The organism is Collinsella sp. AF18-8LB, assembly GCF_003459795.1.
In the GTDB taxonomy this organism is placed as follows: domain Bacteria; phylum Actinomycetota; class Coriobacteriia; order Coriobacteriales; family Coriobacteriaceae; genus Collinsella.
The window spans coordinates 676,082-696,723 of sequence record NZ_QRWU01000001.1 but is presented as its reverse complement, the minus strand read 5'-3'; the positions used below and the strand labels follow the sequence as shown (position 1 = coordinate 696,723).

The 20,642-nt window shown below is 46.8% G+C and carries 16 protein-coding genes; 3 read left to right on the top strand and 13 right to left on the bottom strand.

Annotation, left to right across the window (positions count from 1 at the left end):
* From DWX25_RS03040 to rfbA, 4 genes are all read right to left on the bottom strand, one after another.
* The coding region (locus tag DWX25_RS03040) for a dTDP-glucose 4,6-dehydratase (RefSeq protein ID WP_117858841.1) at positions 1–666 on the bottom strand (666 nt) is incomplete at its 3' end.
* A 75-nt stretch (positions 667–741) separates the two neighbouring features.
* Entirely contained in the window at positions 742–1,716 is a 975-nt protein-coding gene (locus DWX25_RS03035) for a hypothetical protein (RefSeq protein WP_117794398.1), read from the bottom strand.
* Between the two features lie 9 nt (positions 1,717–1,725).
* Positions 1,726–2,163 (bottom strand): DUF4869 domain-containing protein, encoded by a 438-nt coding sequence (locus DWX25_RS03030; protein ID WP_117767274.1) that lies wholly within the window; start codon positions 2,161–2,163, stop codon positions 1,726–1,728.
* A gap of 95 nt (positions 2,164–2,258) precedes the next feature.
* A complete protein-coding gene (gene rfbA / locus DWX25_RS03025) occupies positions 2,259–3,158 on the bottom strand; it encodes a glucose-1-phosphate thymidylyltransferase RfbA (RefSeq protein WP_117798792.1) in 900 nt (299 codons plus the stop codon).
* Between the two features lie 104 nt (positions 3,159–3,262).
* Here rfbA and DWX25_RS03020 point away from each other — a divergent pair, with 104 nt between their 5' ends.
* Positions 3,263–4,291: an acyltransferase gene (locus DWX25_RS03020; RefSeq protein WP_117798791.1), complete on the top strand. Its 1,029-nt coding sequence runs from the start codon at positions 3,263–3,265 to the stop codon at positions 4,289–4,291.
* Positions 4,292–4,316: 25 nt separating this feature from the next.
* On the opposite strand, the gene DWX25_RS03015 is transcribed toward DWX25_RS03020, so the two are convergent.
* The 7 genes from DWX25_RS03015 to DWX25_RS02980 all read right to left on the bottom strand — a co-directional run bounded on the left by DWX25_RS03015 (position 4,317) and on the right by DWX25_RS02980 (position 14,303).
* Positions 4,317–5,348: a polysaccharide pyruvyl transferase family protein gene (locus DWX25_RS03015; protein WP_117798790.1), complete on the bottom strand. Its 1,032-nt coding sequence runs from the start codon at positions 5,346–5,348 to the stop codon at positions 4,317–4,319.
* Positions 5,348–6,913 carry a hypothetical protein gene (locus tag DWX25_RS03010; RefSeq protein WP_147335810.1) on the bottom strand — a complete coding sequence of 522 codons (1,566 nt, stop codon included), beginning with the start codon at positions 6,911–6,913 and terminating at the stop codon, positions 5,348–5,350. Before DWX25_RS03010 ends, DWX25_RS03015 begins: the two co-directional genes overlap by 1 nt.
* A 9-nt stretch (positions 6,914–6,922) precedes the next feature.
* Positions 6,923–9,304 carry a glycosyltransferase gene (locus DWX25_RS03005; RefSeq protein WP_117798788.1) on the bottom strand — a complete coding sequence of 794 codons (2,382 nt, stop codon included), beginning with the start codon at positions 9,302–9,304 and terminating at the stop codon, positions 6,923–6,925.
* 1 nt (position 9,305) lies between these two features.
* Positions 9,306–11,306, bottom strand: coding sequence for a DUF2142 domain-containing protein (locus tag DWX25_RS03000; RefSeq protein WP_117794392.1), 2,001 nt, complete (start codon positions 11,304–11,306; stop codon positions 9,306–9,308).
* 202 nt (positions 11,307–11,508) lie between these two features.
* Entirely contained in the window at positions 11,509–11,844 is a 336-nt protein-coding gene (locus DWX25_RS02995; RefSeq protein WP_117794391.1) for a DUF2304 domain-containing protein, read from the bottom strand.
* A gap of 5 nt (positions 11,845–11,849) precedes the next feature.
* On the bottom strand, positions 11,850–12,536 hold the full coding sequence (locus tag DWX25_RS02990; RefSeq protein ID WP_117758312.1) for a glycosyltransferase family 2 protein: 687 nt from the start codon (positions 12,534–12,536) through the stop codon (positions 11,850–11,852).
* An 822-nt stretch (positions 12,537–13,358) separates the two neighbouring features.
* A complete protein-coding gene (locus DWX25_RS02980) occupies positions 13,359–14,303 on the bottom strand; it encodes a glycosyltransferase (RefSeq protein ID WP_117798787.1) in 945 nt (314 codons plus the stop codon).
* Positions 14,304–14,339: 36 nt separating this feature from the next.
* Here DWX25_RS02980 and DWX25_RS02975 point away from each other — a divergent pair, with 36 nt between their 5' ends.
* Complete coding sequence (locus DWX25_RS02975) at positions 14,340–15,437, top strand: glycosyltransferase (RefSeq protein WP_117794390.1); 1,098 nt, start codon at positions 14,340–14,342, stop codon at positions 15,435–15,437.
* 33 nt (positions 15,438–15,470) lie between these two features.
* Positions 15,471–16,487, top strand: a complete 1,017-nt coding sequence (locus DWX25_RS02970; protein ID WP_117758315.1) for a glycosyltransferase family 2 protein — start codon at positions 15,471–15,473, stop codon at positions 16,485–16,487.
* Between the two features lie 146 nt (positions 16,488–16,633).
* On the opposite strand, the gene DWX25_RS02965 is transcribed toward DWX25_RS02970, so the two are convergent.
* Both DWX25_RS02965 and DWX25_RS02960 read right to left on the bottom strand, forming a co-directional pair.
* Entirely contained in the window at positions 16,634–18,184 is a 1,551-nt protein-coding gene (locus tag DWX25_RS02965) for an oligosaccharide flippase family protein (protein WP_117758316.1), read from the bottom strand.
* Between the two features lie 15 nt (positions 18,185–18,199).
* Positions 18,200–20,629: an NlpC/P60 family protein gene (locus DWX25_RS02960; protein WP_117798785.1), complete on the bottom strand. Its 2,430-nt coding sequence runs from the start codon at positions 20,627–20,629 to the stop codon at positions 18,200–18,202.
* Positions 20,630–20,642: the final 13 nt, after the last annotated feature.

Sequence of the window (20,642 nt, the reverse complement as noted above, 5' to 3'; positions counted from 1 at the left end):
GATCCAGTCGCGGACGTTCTCGCCGCGGCCGTAGAGCTTGGGGCGCACGCCGTCGACGATGTTGGTGATCTGCCTGGGGATGAACTTCTCCACGTGCTGGTAGGGGCCGTAGTTGTTGGAGCAGTTGGAGATCGTGGTGTGCAGGCCGTAGGTGCGGGTCCATGCGCGCACGAGCATGTCGGAACTCGCCTTGGTGGAGCTATAGGGGCTCGAGGGCTTATACGGCGTCTCCTCGGTGAACTTCGCCGGGTCGTCGAGCGCCAGGTCGCCGTAGACCTCGTCGGTGGAGACGTGGTGGTAGCGGATGCCGTGCTTGCGGACGGCCTCCAGCAGGCGGAAGGTGCCCTCCACGTTGGTGCGCAGGAACGGCTCGGGGTCCGCGATGGAGTTGTCGTTGTGGCTCTCGGCGGCGTAGTGCACGATGGCGTCGTGGCCCGGGACGATGCGATCCAGCAGCTCCGCGTCGCAGATGTCGCCCACGACGAGCTCGACCCTGTCCTCGGGCAGCCCCGCGATGTTCTCGGGGTTGCCGGCGTAGGTCAGCTTGTCCAGGACGGTCACGTGGACGCCCGGGTGGTTCTTCACCACGTAGTGCACGAAGTTGCTGCCGATGAAGCCGCAACCGCCCGTGACGATGATGTTCTTAGGTTCAAAAATCTCAGACATGAAAATCCAATCTGAAGCAAGTACAGCTTCTTTAGTATGCCGCAGGAAGTGACGCCGCGACACTATTCAACAAAACTATCGGACATTTCGGCATGCGATAAGAGCCATGACCTTCGCAGAATTACTTCCCCTACAAAACGCCTCCGGAATGCAGTCTTTGTCGTACCGGAAGACCGAATTCCCAGTTTTATCGCGTAAGTACTTATAGAAGAAGTCTTCCCAGCTTTTAAACTTCTCACTGTTTACAAAGGCTTCTGGGGTTTCCAAAACCGCCTTAACATCTAGCCCTGAAATTACGCCGGAGCTCAGCAGAAGCCATTCGAACGACTCGGGAAGACAAACCGTAACAGTATCGCGGTGAATGTCTTGCAGCTTAAGGACGCGGTCCGCATAGCACCCAAATGCCGCTCCGTCCGCAACAACAAACACGCGATCGTCGAGATGCTGATCCAACCAGCTCAAAATCGCGCTGTTCGTCATGGCCGAAGTACAGGTAAGCTCACTGTCAGCGAAATGCCGTTCAAAGAACTGGAAACCAGACTTACTATCCTCGCATAGAAGGATAGAAAAATCCTGTTTTGGCGCCGACCGGGAAATAGCATAACGATGATTCCCGCGATCTTGATAAACAGGGACGAAGGAATGGTATTTTCCGCTCGTCTTAATCTTGTAAATCTCATCCACGCTATACGGAAGATTGGGGAAATCAGCCCTTGAGATCAGCACGAAATAATTCGAGGAATACAGCACATGATGGGCAAACTCATCAGAATGGATCTCTTTTAAGCCCTCATCGACAAATACAATCGAGTCATGAACGGACGAAAGCTGGTTTCGCCAATCATAATCGGTCAGGGCGACACAGGGACAATCGCATTGCAAGGAAACGCCCGACTGCTCGCCCGTTCGCATGTAGTCTGCGACCATGTCAAACAGTGTCGTCTTACCCGTGCCGCTATCGCCACGCACAATAGTGATGTTCCGCTTGATGGTAAATGTGTACTTGGTTCCCCTGCGGCGGGAAATCTTAACGAGATGCGAACCGTTCATAAGCAGTACCTACAGATACGGAATCGACTCGTGAATCAATTCGGCCATGTTGTGAACGATTCGGCCGCTATTCACGACTTTAATTTTAAAATCCTCGCGACCAAAGTCCATCACATGATAGAGATTCACAACAAGTTTGCGGTCTTTCGCCATGTCGAGAATCCACTTGGCACAGTTGTCACCACAGGTAGAAGCGTTAAAAATTTGCTTACGATCAAATCTCATAAGCAGCAGCGTTTTCACGCCACCAGAAAGCTGGAGTGGGGAGATGGATCCAAGCACAGGGCTTTCGATGACGTTTTCGGAAACAACATCCGATCGATCAACATCTTTAATTATCGAGACTGCATAGGGATCCGTAATCCAAGAAGACCGGTAAGAGTTTTTGAAATATGTCGCTGTGTTGTAAATCGCTTCTGGCATATCGCCAAAGTAGACGCTTAACACATCCACTCCCAATCATATTGTCTTTATGGTCAACGTAATCATAACGAAAGGGGCCACCAGATAAACGGTGGCCCCTAAAAGAAAACAAGCTTGCGCTAGTACTCGCGCGGGCTGTTGACGATCTCGCCGGCGGCGACCTTCTTCAGGTGCTGCCCGTAGACCGACTTGTCGTAGGCCCTGGCGGCCTCCTCGAGCTCGGCAGTGGTGATCCAGCCGTTCTCCCAGGCGATCTCCTCGGGCACCGAGACCGGCAGGTCCTGGGAGTGCTCCACGGCGCGGACGAACTCCGCGGCCTCGTGCAGGCTCTCCATGGTGCCGGTGTCCAGCCACGCGTAGCCGCGGCCGAGGGTGACGACGGACAGCGTCCCCTCCTCCAGGTACATCTGGTTGAGCGTGGTGATCTCGAGCTCGCCGCGCGCGGACGGCTTGACCTCGTGGGCCTTGGCGGCCACGTCGCCCGGGTAGAAGTACAGGCCGGTGACGGCGTAGGAGCTCTTGGGGCACTCGGGCTTCTCCTTGATGGAGACGGCACGGCCCTGCGCATCGAATTCCACGACGCCGAAGCGCTCGGGGTCGTCCACGTGGTAGCCGAAGACCGTGGCGCGGCCCGACTCGGCGTTCTGGACGGCGCGCGTCAGGTGACGGCTGAGGCCGTTGCCGTAGAAGATGTTGTCGCCCAGCACCAGCGCGCACGGCTCGCCGTCGATGAACTCCTCGCCGATGGTGAATGCCTGCGCCAGGCCGTCGGGGCTCGGCTGCTCGGCGTAGGACAGGTTCACGCCGTAGCGCGAGCCGTCCCCGAGCAGGCGCTCGAAGTTGGGCAGGTCGGTCGGCGTGGAGATGACCAGGATGTCGCGGATGCCCGCCAGCATGAGGGTGGACAGCGGGTAGTAGATCATGGGCTTGTCGTAGACCGGCAGCAGCTGCTTGGAGGTCACGAGCGTGAGCGGGTACAGGCGGGTGCCGGACCCGCCGGCGAGGATGATGCCTTTCATATAATCCGTCCTCTGTAATCGAAAATAGTTATAAATCAAGCGGTTAATAAGAGTTTGATATTCTTTAAGTTAAACCTTCTCAATATTAACGAAAGAAGCAATTGATGAACAACCGCAAGGACACAACCCGTAGAGACGACATAACGAACGTGAGGGCCCTTGCAATATTCCTTGTAGTCCTAGGCCACAGCATTATTCTGTATTCAAGTGCGTGGGGATATTATCCAACTGAACAAAAATCAATTCTGTTGGATAATCTCAAATTCTTAATTAACGGAATCCAGATGCCCTTGTTCTTTTCGTTATCTGGCTTTTGTTTTTTATGGAGCTGGAATCGATCAAGCGATTTTATAAATCAGGTCATTAAAAAAGCTCAACGCTTAATTATCCCCTATATCATGATTGGAATATGTTGGCTCTTCCCCATCAGGATGCTCGTTAAGTATCCCTACTACAATGGCCTATCTATACCGCACATCATTTTTAAATCAATTCTGTTGGGAGAAGACAACGGTCACCTTTGGTTTCTCCCGACCCTATTTTTCATTACAGCAGCCACGTCGTGCATCTTTCAAATACTCGATAAGAGCCCTCTAGCATGTTTTAAGGTTCCGATAGTTTTCGGCGCTTCAATTTATCTTTACCATTTTGGAATACCGTCATCGAACAGGTATATCAATTTGGCAGAAGCAAATGCAATATGGTTTGCGCTTGGCCTAACAATCCACTACTTGGAAGCAAACAAATGGTTCGAGAGCTATAAAAGGCGTAAAAGCATATCAATAGTCCTAATACTATTATTCCTTGTAAACTTACTAAAACAAGTGGTGCCCCCCATTGCTTCCACCGCCCTTACTTGCATGGCGCTTGCATCAATTTATTGTGTCATCCCCCGAAAGGCAAACCTACTAACCGAAAAGATTAGCAAAAACAGTATGGGAATATATCTTTTTCATTCTCCACTGGTTTACATTTCTTTTACCTACTGGCCCAACATAGCCCCAATGGCGATGGCAGCAATTAACCTGATTGGATTTGGATCAGTCGCCTATATGTTGACGAATCTAATTCGAGCCACAAATATGGGTTGGACAATCGGAGAAACGCCAAAGGCGCCACACGATAAGAAATAGGGAAAGCAATAGCCAAGGAATACAGCTAATTAAACTGTTTCTTCCATTTATCGATGCTCGTCCAGGGAAGATTAATCTCAGTTTTAACGGGATGGTTTACCCAATCAGCTAATTTATGGAGATAGCCGTCCTCGCGTTCAAGAACGGGAAGTCCCGTGTCTTCACCGATTTGGCGGGCTCGATTATCAATTGCAATAATTAGAGAGCGATGTCCTCCATTTAAACAGCGGATGCCCGCATGGAGACGCGTCCCCACATAATCAAACTCCTCGGTTTCAATTACACGATTAAGCTCTTCGATATTGGGGCCTATGACATTAAATTGCTTCAGATCGACTATTTGATCAAGACACCAATCAACATCATGGCTTCCTTGAATCCAAATCGTTACCTTTTCGTATTCCAACGACAGCAATTCCAGCATCTTACGGTCACGTTCCGCATCGAAACAATAATCGGTAATTGACGTAACAACGTTTTTAGAACGCTTAGAGGATATCTCGAGTTGCCTAGATGGGGTTAACGACCACATGGTCGGACATGCGGTATTAAGAACATTCTCTATGCCAATAGAGTTAAGCCTCTTCTTAGTCATTTCATCTCGAACACTATGAAGATATTCATCGGATAGCAAGGTTTTATAGAACTTCTTTGTATAGGCGTCGATAGCATCGTCCACCCCAATATCAGACATGCCCACGCCGAACAAAACAACATTTCTATTATTGCCCAACCGCTTGGCAAGCGCCCATTGCTGCTGATCAGCCATATGCGTATACAGAATATTGGTGCCGCACAACAGCTTTACGTATTCAGGATACATTTCAAGCTCTTTGGAATAATAGTGCGTTGCCACATGGGGCAACGCACCGCCAAAGATTTGATCCGCGATACAGCCACAGGCATCCATGATCACATGGTCACCAGAGTTCTCGCTTCCCATAGCCGTATCCAAAAGGAGATAGCGTTCTTGCTTAACACCATCGGATTTTTCATCGTGCCTGCGCGATGTCGCAGAGGCTTTAAGTAGCTGAGTCCATTGGTTAAAGCGCGCCATTAGTTTCTCCGAAATAAACGTTTGAGTAGAGCAACGTGACCGCCTTCGACGCCCGTCGAAGCAGAAGGCTGAAACGGTTCACAATAATCATCAGATAGGTTAAAAACGGCAGACACGCTGCATGCGCCACTTTCAACCGAACGAACAACAGGATGAGCGTTGCGAGAAGGCGAAAGACAGACTAGTTGGCTTAGCTCGGCGACACAAAGCGGATTCTTGCCGTCTTCCGCAAAAGAGTATATATGAATGCGAAGATAGGCCTCTTCATCATCATTTAAAAACAGCGGAACATGCCCCGCAAAAAGACCGTCCCTAGATTCAAGACTAATCCAGCGAATATCAGACTGATCAAGGGCACACCAAACTGCCGCGCGAACATCCACAGGCATCAAAGACGACTCAAAACGCACAGTCAAATCAACAGAAGAAGCTTGAATGAGCGTTTGAGACATGGCAGACGATCGCAATCGAGCATCAGCGAGATGATCGCTGAGCAAGAAGACCTTACTTAGTTCTTCGGTTTTTAGCACATTCCCGAAGGCGGACTTCCCGCTAACCAAGGATGGCTCTTCATTCAGATAACGTGTAAAGGCCTCGAAGAACATTTCATTTTCACGCTCAATCGACGTGCAGCTAAATCGATTAGGCGAATCGCATTTTGAGCCTGAAAGAGCCTCAAGAATAGAAGAAGCAATGCCGCAAGCAGAGGGCTCAGCGAGGTGGATGGTGCCCTCCGGAAAGTCGAGTAGATTATTCTCACGGTTTATTTCAATTACCGAAAGCTTCGATGCAAGCATTTCGAAAGGCAGGCGAGAGGGATTAGTCACGCTCAACGATACGCCGGCAACACACTTGGCATAAAGCGAGGCGCATTCATCAACGGTCAAGATGCCGAGGCTGCGTACACGTGGATCACGAATGGGAGGCATTGCGTCTTCGCCGTATAAATATACGACAACTGCATCGTCGAGCTTGAGAAGCAATTTAATTGCATCAAGCAACATGCCAGACAAACGCCGATCCTTATTGGATTGATAAATAGCACAGACGGCATACTCTCTGCTTAGATTTTGTTCCTGCGCAGTATATATATCGCTAACGCCAAAATCACAATATGGGACTTCATGCGAATAATAGGGTTCAACTTTTTTAGAAAGCCATCTGCCTATTGTTATGGGGTTTAGTTCATAACGATAACTTGCTTCGGCATTTAGATACATCTCCCCCATCGGATAGAACCAAGGTTCAAAATCCTGAATGAAGTAGAACTTATGGGTGCACTTCTGCATAGATGCAAAGTGCGCCGTATTCCAAGCGGTGGCGATTACTGCAAAAAAATCCTCGGACACACTCGGAGCCACACGAACTTCTTTAGGCGAATAACCAAACCAATCCTTTATTTCGGTCTGAACTCTATGAGCACTTTTGTATGCTTCACAGCCCGGCATAATGTAAAAGTAGTTCTCATATCCGCGAGAATCTAGAAAGGAAGCCTTGCTGCAGATGGTTCGAAAGCCGCCAGAACCCTTTGCCGGCGGAGATATTATCCAGGCAATTTGTTTCATTTAAAGCACTCAAATCGCTTCGTAGTCAAAAGGATCGAACTTATATAACGCTGCGCGCTTGGGATCTCGAGAAAAGTTAACGGAGAACCATGGATCTCCCTCAGAGAAACGCTCGGACCAGTTATGCAACAATCGTGCCTTATCCTCAAAATGCTTATGAGAGCGAGATTTACTATCAAGGGATTTGTCAACACATGCCATATGGTAGAGACATGCCTCTGGTGTATAGATCACTTTTAACCCAGCTTGAGAAGACTTGAAGCAAATATCAACATCCGAATAGTCAAGAAGATACGACTCATCAAAACCACCCAGACGATTAAAATGTTTGCGTGAAATAGCTAAACAGACACCGCTCACCGCCGATACATCCCTTACAGTCAATGGCATATAGATATAGCCAGGAGAAGAGCGATGAATGCCTTGCGACAGGTTGACGATTGATTCTCCAACATAAGACAGGCCTGCCTGCTGCACAATGCCGTCAAGATCGCACGTCATTGTTCCAACGACGCCAACATCCTCTCGTTGAGAAAAACCGACGAGAGTCTTTAGCCACGAGGAGTCTAGTGCCTGAATATCGTCATGAATAAAGACGAGTTGCTCGCCACGCGCGGCGAGAGCACCGGCATTTCTCCACACAGATATATTAAAGGGGTCATCAAGCGCGTGAACGATATAGCGGCAACGAAGTCCAGAGCTCGATTGCTTAACAGCAGCTTCCGCTTCCTGCGAGCACACGAAAACGACTTCAAGATCATCAAAATCGGTGTCATTGATTGAAGATACAAGAGTCGAAAGAACCGAAGAATTGCCGCGGGTGGTAACGATTAATGAACAGGACTCAGATGAAGGAACATCATAAATGGGGCTATAACGAAAAGCACGATTATGAGAATTGACCACAGTCGCCTTGATACCGCATCTATCAAGGTGCTCCTGAACAGCTTTTATTCCAGCGAGGGTTGCATAGGGTTTACTATCGGAATTACCCGCAGTCGAATTCTCGCTTATTCTCCAGTGATACAAGATTTTAGGAACGTGATGGATCGTCCCACCAAGTTCGGCAATCTTCAGCACCATGGCATGGTCCTGGGCGCCATCCAACTCGCTGTTAGAAAGGTCAATTCTGTCTAAACATGCCCTCTTAATAGTAAGAAGGTGGCAAATATAATTATTGTCTCGAGCCATATCAAGACTAAAATCCGGCTTAAAAGTAGGATGAGCCAAGGACCCATCAGGCAATAGCTTATCTTCATCACAGTAGAGAAGATTAATATCCGAATTTTGATTTAGAGCGTGTGCATACTCAAACAAGATATTCGGTTCGAGAACATCATCATGATCGAAAAAGCAAAGGTAGTCTCCCTTGGCCATCTTGATTCCGACATTGGTGTTCTCAGTGATACCTAGATTGCCCTCAAGATCAGTCACTTTAATTCTAGAGTCTGCAGTCACGTACTCGGAAACCAAGTCGCTAAGTCCATCGTAATCTGGCGTAGAGTTAACCAGGATGAGTTCCCAATTCGAATACGTCTGAGCAATCACAGAATCAGCCATATCCCTGAAGAAATTCAAGGGAGTCTTATATAGAGGAACGATGATTGAAAACAAGGGCTGGTATGCAAGTCTTATTTGTGCTTGTGCCCGCGAATCGGATCCAGTCAATCTGCGCCCAGAAAACCAGGACAAATAACGGGGTTGATCGAATGCACACGCATGATTCCGATCAGCCTCATCCAAAAGCTCTTTAAGCATATCTTTCTTTAGATTGATAAACGTATCTAGATGACCAGAAGCCCTGTGTATGCAAATGCACAGGCTATCCCCGACCTCAGGAATATGAAGAGAGAAATTTATTAGACCAGGATTCGCATCGGCTATTAATTTATTAAATAACAAAGATTCCCCAACAACGCAGGCTTCTTCATTAAAAGCGACAATACGATCACCCTCAAGGTAATCAGTACCCGAAAGAACACCTCTAACGATTACGCCATCAACGCAGGGAATAAAGCTCTCAATTTGGATAGAAGCGAGCGCATGCACGCCAGAACGGTCAATATTGCGAAATTGTCCACAATGCTCCGCGCGCAGCAAGCCGTTAACTTTCGACTCAATCGAAAACTTGCCAGGATTGATGCGGCGCTGGTAAATTACATTATCTCCGCTAAAGAAAGACAGCGATTGGTCGACACCAAAATCGGCAAGAACAGCAACAAATTCAGTCTCTGAAATAGGAATGATTCTTGCGGGCAGAATTTGCCCATTAGGTGATTGCGACTCAACAGCATCAGGAAAAACGGATGCGGCTTCATACAGTAGATATAGCTTGCCGTCGCCACGGCAATTTAGCTTATTGTTAAATTCGGTATTAAAAACTATGCCCATATCAGCAACACTTTCCAACAACTAAAACAAACTCGCAAATCGTAGCCAAAGTAAACGGGAATACGAGGCATATCAATATGAATCGTTTGCTGTCCCCAAAGACCAAGCGACTTTGGTTAAGGATAAACGATAGGCACGGAACCAGAAGTGGCAAAAGGTAACGACTCTGGCAACCATTAACTGTCCCCAATCCAACGGGAGTAAAAGACACATAAAGTGCAGTTGCCACCAAAATCACCGTAAACAAAAACACAAATGAGGCCCATAGAAATTGTGCGAGACCAATATGATTAACGCTAATCGAATCGGCCGAAAAAAGCCCAAACAACAATAGGCAAACAGCTGGAAGCACCTGAACCAACCCACGGATTGCATTTACAGAAATCTGAGCAGCAAGCGATCCAAGGTATGCAAAGTTCAATGCATATCCAGAAGAGGTTATCGGATTTAAATAATAAGTTGAAAAATAATTGGCGAGTATTTCCGCGTAGCGCAATGGATCGGCGAGAATGAAAGCGATTTGCTGACCAGAGTTAACATCGGAGCCGCCTCGCATATCGCCAACGTTAGATCCGCTGGCCGTTGAAAACAAGAACGGAAGCGCAAATGAGGCAAAAGCAATCAAGCCCAAAACAAACACGGCGGCATAGTAATGAACTCGTTGCTTCGAGCCCGCAAAACGATTACGCGGAACCATAAAGAAAAGACCGATTATCGGAAAATACACAGCTTTGACTGCGAGTCCTAAAAAGGTAAATAAAAATGCGAGTGCTATATTGCGAACTGTAAATTCATTTAAATCACCCCATGCATACCTCAAAAAATAAGCAAAACCGAGAATGATAAACGAAATGAGCCATGCATCATATGAGAAACATGACGCAAGAAAGATCGAAGTTGGCAGCATTCCCACAAAAGCAAATAGTCCCTTTTTTGAGGGCGTAACCTTGATTGCAATGGCAATTGAAAGACAGTAACTAAATAAATTGCAAATCCGAGCGAATTGAATCATAGAAGAAAAATCGAAATGCAGAAGGCGAGCGAGCCAAAGGCCAATTGCCGATGGAATATACCCAATGCTGCTAAGCGTATAAACGAATTCTTCATGCTTGTTAACTTGCACATGACCAGAAGCGATATCAGATCTATAGGAGCCATTCAACTGCCTAGCATGCTCAAGAATTTCCGCTCGATCAAAATGGGAAAGAGAGGGCTCTTCATAGCCCTGTGCACGACGGACCGCTTCGTCAGTAAAGTTAATATCCGAATCAGTTTTTTGAGTTTCAAATAAATAAGATGTCGAAAGGGCATTGGAATAGTGAATTTGATCATCCCATGAAATACCCGTCGTTATCGGAGTGCTCACCACAAGGAAAACACCAATTGAGAATGCAGCAATAAAGAAAGCAACAGGAAGGGCAGAATTTCTCTTTCGAATGCCCGAGCAAGCCGTGAAAACCGAAGTTATGATTACCAGCAGGAAATAAACAACAGCATTAATGAACCCATTCACGAATGCAATCGTAGAGCAGCCAAAAACAATAAAGAATGCGATAATCAGCAGGGAAACGTAATCGGTAGCCTTGACCCTCGCCGAAGCAGAATGGAACAACGCTTTCAGAGAAAAGCCGCTTTGGAATAAATAGAGTATTGCGCAATAGGAAATCAGAAAAAAGAATATGAGCCGCTTTTTATTCCAGTCAGCAATATTCGAGAAATGAGAAGCCGGCGAGCCAAGAACGGTGCAGCCCTCCCAGATGACCGCCACAGCAAATGCCGTAAGCAACAGGACTAATAATTGAGCGCAGCGACCAGAACAGTTGCCACGCTTTTTTTCATCATCTGAGGAAAGGAAGATACAATATGATTGCCAAATGGCAACATCTACAACGACGCAATAGAGCGCTAAAACGAACAGCTGTGAGACAGAGTGGTTCACATAAAAGTGCTTCATGCACAGAAGCTCGACAATAAAGAGAAGAGCAACGAAGACGGCTTTCATTATTTGCTTTTGGTTTACGCATCGAGACAACACGGGGCTAATTCACCTTTATCCAAATCAAGCTGCAAGGGCCCTCGAAGAATCGTTCCCAGTCATCTGGATGACAAGTATGGGCACCAAGCACTGTTCACAACTGTTGAAAGAAATATAAGTAGAGACATTCCCATCCGGATGATTTATACGCCAAAGCGAAACGCATAGCCTACTTTTCCTTCTCCCTACTTAACGCAACAGCCTGAACAAGCGAGTTCAAACGCTCTTCCTGTCGAGAGAGGCGAAGAGAATTGCAGAAATCACGGACCACAAGAACGGCAATAACGTAAAGGAACACGAAGTTAGAAGCCGACATGAAACCAAATAGACTTGAAAGCCACATTGCAACTTGTGGAAAAACGCCCAAAATTACAAAACTGACGCTGAATAGCAGCCAAAACAGAGAATCCAAAACTTGCATTTGGGATTTTTTTAATTTGCGCAATACGAACACGAATACCAAAACAGCGCAAACGAGAAGCAAAATACGAAGAGAGATCGGCAAATGGATCACCTAAACCACTGAACGACAAGGAGCGTAACGAAAACACGAACCATATACTGCATAGACCTAACAGGGTTAAGATAGCTCTCGCCACCTTGACGCTCGCGCATCTTAACCTGTACCTCTGAAATAGAATACCCTTGCTTCAAAAAGAGAGCGAGAGATTCTGGTTCCGGATTTAAGGTATTGTCGTAATAGTATTTCGTAAGAATATCCCGCCCAAATAGCCTAAATCCAGACGTGGGGTCACTGATCCTCTTGCCTGTCAGAATCTTTATTAGCACCGTAATCATACGCGAGCCGATCATGCGAAGCGTCTTGTCTTTGCGCACGCTTACAAACCTAGAGCCAATGACAATATCTGATCCATCAGATTGAGCCCTATCAACAAGGACCTTTATATATTCCGGACAATGCTGGCCGTCAGCATCAAACTGAACCATATAGTCATATCCATGATCAACCGCATAACGCGCAGCCGTCTGAAACCCAACGGTCAAACCACAGTTAATGGGCATATCAATGATGTCACAACCAAGATCCTTGCAGATAGCTAGCGTTCGATCTCGAGACCCATCATTGATAACAACAAAATCAAACTCAGGTGCAATTTGCCTGAGCTCGCATATCGTCTTTTCTATGCATTCCTCCTCATTATAAGCAGGAATAGCGATAAGAGTTTTAGGTGTCATATACACATAAACCGATCTCTAGTTTTTCTCATTATTATAGCGAGAGATATACAAATGGTTAAATAGACACAACGAATGGTGCACCCTTGATTATCAACCCTTGATTATCAACTTCATCCGAACACCTCCCACATTCATCCGCACATGTGCGGATGAATGTGGGAACCCGATACCCTGAGGGCCGAACCGGTTGGCCCCGGGGACTCGAAGGACGGCATGTCCGGAAAGAAGAAAAAGGGTTCCGAGAAGGCGACCCCGAGTATCTACGGCAGGCGCTCACCAGACACGAAAGGGACACGGTCCAGAAGATGCTGGAGCTGGACGCCCGCGCGCCTCCAGGGCGATGCTCGGCGGCGATGCGGAGGCGCTGCTAGACGCCTACAGCCTGGAGGACGTGCCCATCGGAAGACTCGACCTGGCGCCGAGCCTCATCGAGAGGGCACGCGCAGAGAGGCGCGACGCCCCGCTGGCCTAGCCCAAAGGCAAAACGGAAGAGGCGGACCGACCGTCCGGCTGAGTCTGGAAAGAGGTGCCAGACTGAGGGCGGAGAATGGCCCCCGGACCTATCGAACACATATCCACCGTTCCTTCAACTGGGGAAACGGCGCCCCCGGGGTCCATGGGGGTCGCGGGGGGCGTTCGGCTAGCCGCGGGTACGGACTATCTGCGCAGTGTGTTCGGCTGAGATCGGAAATCAACCACGAATGGTGCACACGGCATCGAGAACCCCGCAACAAACCTAGCCCTAGATTTCAAAGCTAGCAATCTTCCGAGTGTTGAACGGCATGGTTGCGCCACGTCTCTCCAAGCGTAGGTGCACAACTACGAGGTTTTCTCAAAAGTCTTAATTGTAACCACACGCGCCATATTAATGACATTCATTAAATACGACTTAGAGCAAAATGGGATTTGAAGCAATTGGGAAATACCTTTTGCTCGATTACCAGAATGAATATTTCTCAACCCATTATTAAATAATGCATTTGCCTTTAGATAGTTCTCAGCTCGTCGCCGATCGAACCGCTCGGCGACGATTGTATCAATCTTATCGACATCCAGTGATCGGCCCTCTTTGAAAGCTGAACGTAAACACTGAGAAACAACGAACTGTTTATACAAATTGCTACGCGAAATGCTATTAACAGTCATTCTGTATCGAATGAGCGGCTCTGGAACATTTCCAATAGTGAACCCTTCCAGCTCGGCACGCAACAGTAAGTCATAATCTTCTGCTAGCGGAACAGACCGATACCCCATTTCAAATACAGACCTTCTTCCAAACCAACTCGGATGAGGTACGCAATTTCTAATCATAAGAGAACGCCTAACGCCTTCACTCGAACTTGGAATTGAATCAACGAGATATAATTGACTACCGTCTTCGTCAATGGCGTTCAAATAAGAACCCACTAGGTCAAGCTCATGTTCTTCAAGATACGACAACTGCCGTTCAATGCGCTGCGCCTCAGAAATGTCATCTGAGTCCATTCGGCAGATATACTGACCGCGTGAGACCTTGAACGCCCTTTCCAAAGATGCAGCAAGACCAAGATTGCGTTCATTTCTCACGAGGCAAATCCTACTGTCATGAGAGCTATAGTTTTGAGCAATATTGTAAAGTGTGTTGTCATCTGGATTATCAAAAACAACAACCACCTCGATTCGATGATAGGTCTGCTTTAAAATAGACGCTAGTGCCTCAGTAAAATCTTTGGCGCTCTCCCTATAACAAGGCATGAGCACTGAAACCAACTGTGAATCTGTCAACTAAAACCTCCAACACCGCTGCGGGAGCAAACGCTAATGAAAACTACCGATAGTTTAATAGTCCTTCATGTGGCATATATTACAAGTGATTTCGCTTCTGGCGTGTCTACAGTGGTGCCTCAATACCTAAATGAGCAGTCAGAAATAAAGGACATGAATATAGCTCTATTAAATCTTACAAACTACAGACCTAAAGATGCGAAATATCCCGTCTTCTATCAGTCATGCATAGAAAAACTTCCTGAACCGTTTTGCAATCCGTCACTCGTAATATTTCATGAGATATATAGGCCAGATCACATTAAACTAAGCCATTGGCTCAGAAGACGTGCGATCCCATACATCATCACACCACATGGGTCTCTAACATATGTGGCGCAAGAACAGCATCATTTAGCTAAACAATTGCTTAATGTTTTCTTCTATAACGCCTTTATTCGCAATGCTGATTGTATCCATTTTCTATCGGAAAAAGAGGCGATGAGTTCAAACGGCTTTAAACATAGGAAAGCAAGCATTATTCCAAATGGTGTTAGCATCCCAAAAGCCAAAGCCTCAAACTTAGACAGCCGCATCGCGCTTTTTATTGGCCGCCTAGATATAGAGGTCAAAGGTCTTGATCTACTGATCAAAAGTCTGCCACTAATTGCTGATGAGCTAAGAGGGCTCGGAGCAAAAATCTACATCTACGGTCCAGACGAAGATGGGTCTATGGCCAAACTGGAACTACTTATTGCCGACAATCAAGTATCCGATATTGTTTTATTAAATGGTCCAGTTAATGGTCAATCTAAAGCGGACGCTTTTCTCCAATCGCAGTTTTATATCCAACTTTCACGCACTGAAGGTTTCCCGACGTCTGTTTTGGAAGCACTAGCATATGGCCTCCCAATTATTGTTACCGAGGGAACCACATGGAAAGAAACAGCGAACAATAAAGGAATTGGAATCGGTGTAGAATCTGATCTCGAAGCCATTTCTAAAGCAATTCTCACGCTGTTCAATGACGATGAACTTCGTTGTAAACTTGCAACTGCAGCTAGAAAGTATGCAATTGAACACTTTCAATGGAAGGCCATTGCCCAGCGTCAATTTATTTTATACAGGGACATTGTAAACGGGCTTTCTAACTAACCATCTTGTTCTTCCAATACGGAAAGGGACTAAATGCTGTTTTCAATTATTATCCCTGCATATAATGCGGCATCCAGTTTGCCGGAAACGCTATCATCCATCTACCAACAAACATATGACGGCTATGAAATTATCCTCATTAATGATGGATCAGCAGACGCTACTGAAAGTGTCTGCAAAGTGTTTTGTGAATCTCACAACAATACTCATTACGTTAGACAAAATAATATGGGCGTATATGAGGCCAGGCGAAAAGGCGCGGAGATAAGCGCCGGAGATTACCTGGTCTTTGTTGATGCGGATGATTCTTTGCGCTTCGATACCCTATCTATTCTTGCTCGCGAAATCGATAAGTGCAATCCAGACATAATCTGTTTCAGCTATACAAGAAACCCAGACTATTCAAACGATCCGTTTATCAATCCCGCCCTTCCGTCTGGCATCTATGAAGGTGACGATCTCGACGAAGTCAAAAAATGTTTGGCGCGAGGGAAACTCAATTCAATTTGGGGAAAGGCAATCAAAAGAAACTGTCTGATTGACGATTTAAGCAATACCGATACAAAGAGAATCGATTTTGCAGAAGATTTTCTGCAAATGATACCCATAGTCGATTCAGCCAGATCGGTTTTACAAATAAGTGATGCGCTGTATTATTATAATTGTCAAAACGGACAAAGTGCAACACACAGCTATAAGGAAAAACAGCTTTCAGATTTAACCTTCGTCACCTCAAGCCTAGTGAAAATCGCTGCTCGTTGGGGAGAAGAAACAGAAAGGCTGGCATGGAAAACAAGAACGGAACAGTATCTTTATCTCCTATCGATCAACGAGCTCAGTGACAATAATGAGACCAAAAAACGTAACTTTGTTTCAATTTCAGAGGCCTTATTTAATCCCTCAATTAAAGCTGATGTCCCTTGCAGCACCTACAGACCTGACAGCTATTTACTGTTCCTTGCGGCAAAGAATAAGCACTATTTGTTATCTCGAGTAGTAATACGCTGTTGTGAACAGCTAAAACTATTGATACTGAAAATCTTGAGCTAATCGCCCTGTTGTCATCGCTCATTTTTCCTGGCACCGAGTAGTAAAACCAACCGACTTAGCCTTCGATAATCAAATGTCAGGCAAGCCGGTTGGTCATAAAAGTAATGAAAGAACATTAGGCTATTCTGCTTAACAAGCGTCACAGATTATCGCTTGATAAATGCAGATATGCTCGTCTTTTCGGATTCGTTTAGCCCAAACATCAAAACCAAGAAGAAATAGATAAAGAAATAAATTATTGCTGACACCAAAACCACCACAAGGCCAGATAAAAGGCTTTTAATTAGGTTATAGAGCAGCAGCAAAGCCCCCGTACCGGCAATAACCAAGACGGAAAGTTTGGCAATTTCAAGCCAAAATTTCTTTATGTTCAACCCAAGCTTTTCAGAATAATACCAATTCATACAGAAACCGTTACCTATAACCATAGCGATGGCTGTTGAAACTGCTGCGCCCACTATGCCCATAAGCTTGAGCAATATAATCGTCACGACCACGTTGACAAGCGCAATCGCAAGATACATATACCCCCTATACAGGTAAACATTCGCAACCTGCATTATGGTAAGTCCCAGGTTCTGAATTAAGTCAATGGTAAATGGAACCATTACGATCAAGGCGATATAGAAAGCGTCTATATAGTCCTTACCAGCCCAAATAATGATGAAATCTTTCCCCAGAACAATAAATAAACTAAGAACAAATCCGCAGACGATAAAGGAAATGCGACCGACTTTAATGAAGAGATCCGAAATTTCAGACATATCCTTATTCTGGCAATACAGTTCTGAAACTCGAGGAAGAAAAACTGAAGAGGCTGCCGTACCGATTGTCATATAAATCGTGTAGATTTGAGATCCAACAGAATATACCGCAACGGCGGCAGCACCAAAATAATAGCCGACAATTAATTGATCGGTTTTCCAGAAAATCTGGTCAGCAATCGTCACCAATACAATCGCGCCGCTAAAAAATAGCAATCCTTTAGCCAGTTTCATGTCCCAGCCATGATATCTGAAACTAATGTGCAGATTATATTTAGCAAACAAACGCTGACTCACCGCGCACAACACATTTGTAACAAGCACAACTAAACATACGGCTAATGCATTCTTAAAAATTGTCGTAAGTCCATACACTATGAAAGGCTGAGCTATTAGGGCGGCCAATTGCGAGCCCTTCAAAAAAACGAACCTTTCATTAGCAGTTATCGCCGCAACGCTAATAGTGTTGTTCATGATAACAATTGTGTTGATCCCTAATACAACAAGCATTGCGGAACACTCATCAAGCTGTGAGTTTGTAAAACTGGCTGAATATACAAACCGAACAACCACGGCGAGAACGCAACTTATTAGCATCACGAACACAGATAGGACCCAGTACAGACGCCTAGCTATTGCGAGAGTATTCTCCATTAAGTCATTTTTGCCCTCTGCCATATACTTGCAATAAAAACGCCCAACACCGGCAGACAAAATCCCATTAATGGAAACTATATAAGACATGATAGAGCCTATCAATTGATAGAGTCCATATTCGTCTTGTCCAATGTTTTGCAACAACATCGGAACATATACAAAGCCGACTAAAGCCTGAGCCAGTATATAACCATATGTAATTATTATGCCAGTAAGTCTTCTGCTTGCGCTACTTATCAGAATCACCGTTTCACAATTAGTTGCTTCAAATACCATTCAGAAATTAAAGCACTATTTAATCAGAACAACCGATTGCCGAACCTCTCCTTTGTTCGCATTGTTAAAACAGGGTCCGATTAAATTCCCAGGCAGAATTTGATGCCACATTTTATTGTCATGCGGATTATCTCCCCAGAAGAACCCAATATGACAGTCGATTGATCCGTCAGTCTTAAAGAAGATAATATCTCCCTTTTGAGCATAACCACTATTTAGCATATCTTGGACAGTACGGAACTCATACATTTTGCATCCCAAATCTCGAGCATAGCCATACCATCTCCAAGCGTTAATATAGCCGCCACCGCCTGGCCCCCCAGCCCAAGGAGAGTGATTATTATTCTGCGCAATACGATTGACATCGCCACCAACCGCAGCATAAGCATGGGCCACGAAGCCAGTGCAATTCATGCCAGTATAGCCATCCCATCTCGGGGCACCTTTTGGGTAAAGGCAACTATCATAGGAGAAGCCACCGGAATATCTCGTTCCTAAATAATAGCCATCAAATTGATGCGTCGTAAGCCAAGTGACGAGTCCAATACGACTAACCCCCAAAACCGTTGAGCTGCCAAATGGGCTGTAGTAAATCTGAGTCGACTTCGACTGGAGAGTGCCATCAGGAAGCAAGACATCGCAGTAAAGATCGTAATAACCATCTTGCAATCCAAGTGCAGAGGGATTGAAATAAGCGTCATTCACACTGGAAAATTCTTTTAGAACACCCCATTTACTCCAGTCGGACTTGGCCCAAACAAATTTAAACTGAAATTGTCCAGATTTTTCAGCTGCAAGCGTTCCCAAATCAGCTCGAACTCCCCAAGAATTATTGCCATCAGTCGAAATTGCAGTAATCCTCGAGAAATCCCAACAGCTAATGATTGTTCTTTTTGTTTGGACAACTCCATCTGACCCCGAAACGTCACAGATCAATTCATAGTCTCCGGCGTCTTTTGGAGCCCATTGCAAGTGTGAACTTGTGCCCTGTTGAGCAACGCCCCAGTCAGCCCAATTATTCTTATTCCAGACGAACTTATACTGTAAGTAATTAGTATCACCCGAGCATCTAGCATCGATCTCAGTGCTTTCATTAGGCCTGACAAGCGTTGCAGAAGAACTCAGGGACTCGTAATTCCACTTCTCGGAGCCAATCGAGCATTCAGTCTTCGAGGTCATCGTCTGATCGTTGGCCTCATCAATAACATCAACAAAAACGGTGACAGCGCCAGATTTATCGACTCTCCAGTCAATTGAGGATTTACCTCTGCCGGAGTCAATCACACCCCATTCAGCCCAGTTGTTCCGCATCCAAACATATTTGTATGAAATCTGATTATTCTTTCGGATGGTAATCCGAGGTGTAATTGAAAGCGTATCCCCTACGCACAAATTGGATGAATCAGATTTCAAATCTATTGAAGTGAAGTTAGATAGATTTCTCTCCACCCTGACGGGGAACCTCCAGGTCCTCACGTTGCCGGCCGAATCGACGGCGTCGACCAAGATGTTGACGTCGCCGGCGACCTCCGGCACCCAATCGCAGGAGGCCTCGGGCCCGAGCTGGCGGATGGTGCCCCACCTGGACCAGCCGCCCTGCTCCCAGACGAACTTATAGCGGACCGAGCCCGAGTTGCCGGACGCGGCCAGGCCGAGCGAGCAGCGGTCGCCCAGGAGAGGAGACCCTCCATCGGACGCCTTTGCCGAGAGGCCGCCGACAGAGTAGTCCTCTGAGATGCGAACGGGGAGTCTTGACGTCGACGTGAGCCCGCCGACCGTGACGTCGGCATAGAGAGTATAGGAGCCGGAAGACGGGGGCGCCCAGGTACAGGCGGCGGACTCAGATGCTGCCTGGATGACGCCCCACTTGGACCATGAGCCCCGTTCCCAAAGGAATTTAATCTTTGCGCCGGGAGCCGCCGCGGCGGAGATATTGACCTTCATTCCGCCGCTCCACTCGAGCGTATCCCCGCCGCTCACGGAAAGGCGACAGGCATCCACCCTGACGGGGAACCTCCAGGTCCTCACGTTGCCGGCCGAATCGACGGCGTCGACCAAGATGTTGACGTCGCCGGCGACCTCCGGCACCCAATCGCAGGAGGCCTCGGGCCCGAGCTGGCGGATGGTGCCCCACCTGGACCAGCCGCCCTGCTCCCAGACGAACTTATAGCGGACCGAGCCCGAGTTGCCGGACGCGGCCAGGCCGAGCGAGCAGCGGTCGCCCAGGAGAGGAGACCCTCCATCGGACGCCTTTGCCGAGAGGCCGTCGACAGAGTAGTCCTCTGAAACCGGCGAAGTTGCACTTAAATCATCGGCCCGTGTTGAATCTTCAATCTGTGATGGAGACAGGCCCGCTTCGCTCAAACCAAAGCAAGGAGTTACGGCCAAACAGAAATAAAAGAAGAAAAAAGCGACACGGACAGCCTTACTTCTAAAGAAATGCATATAGAACCTCCCC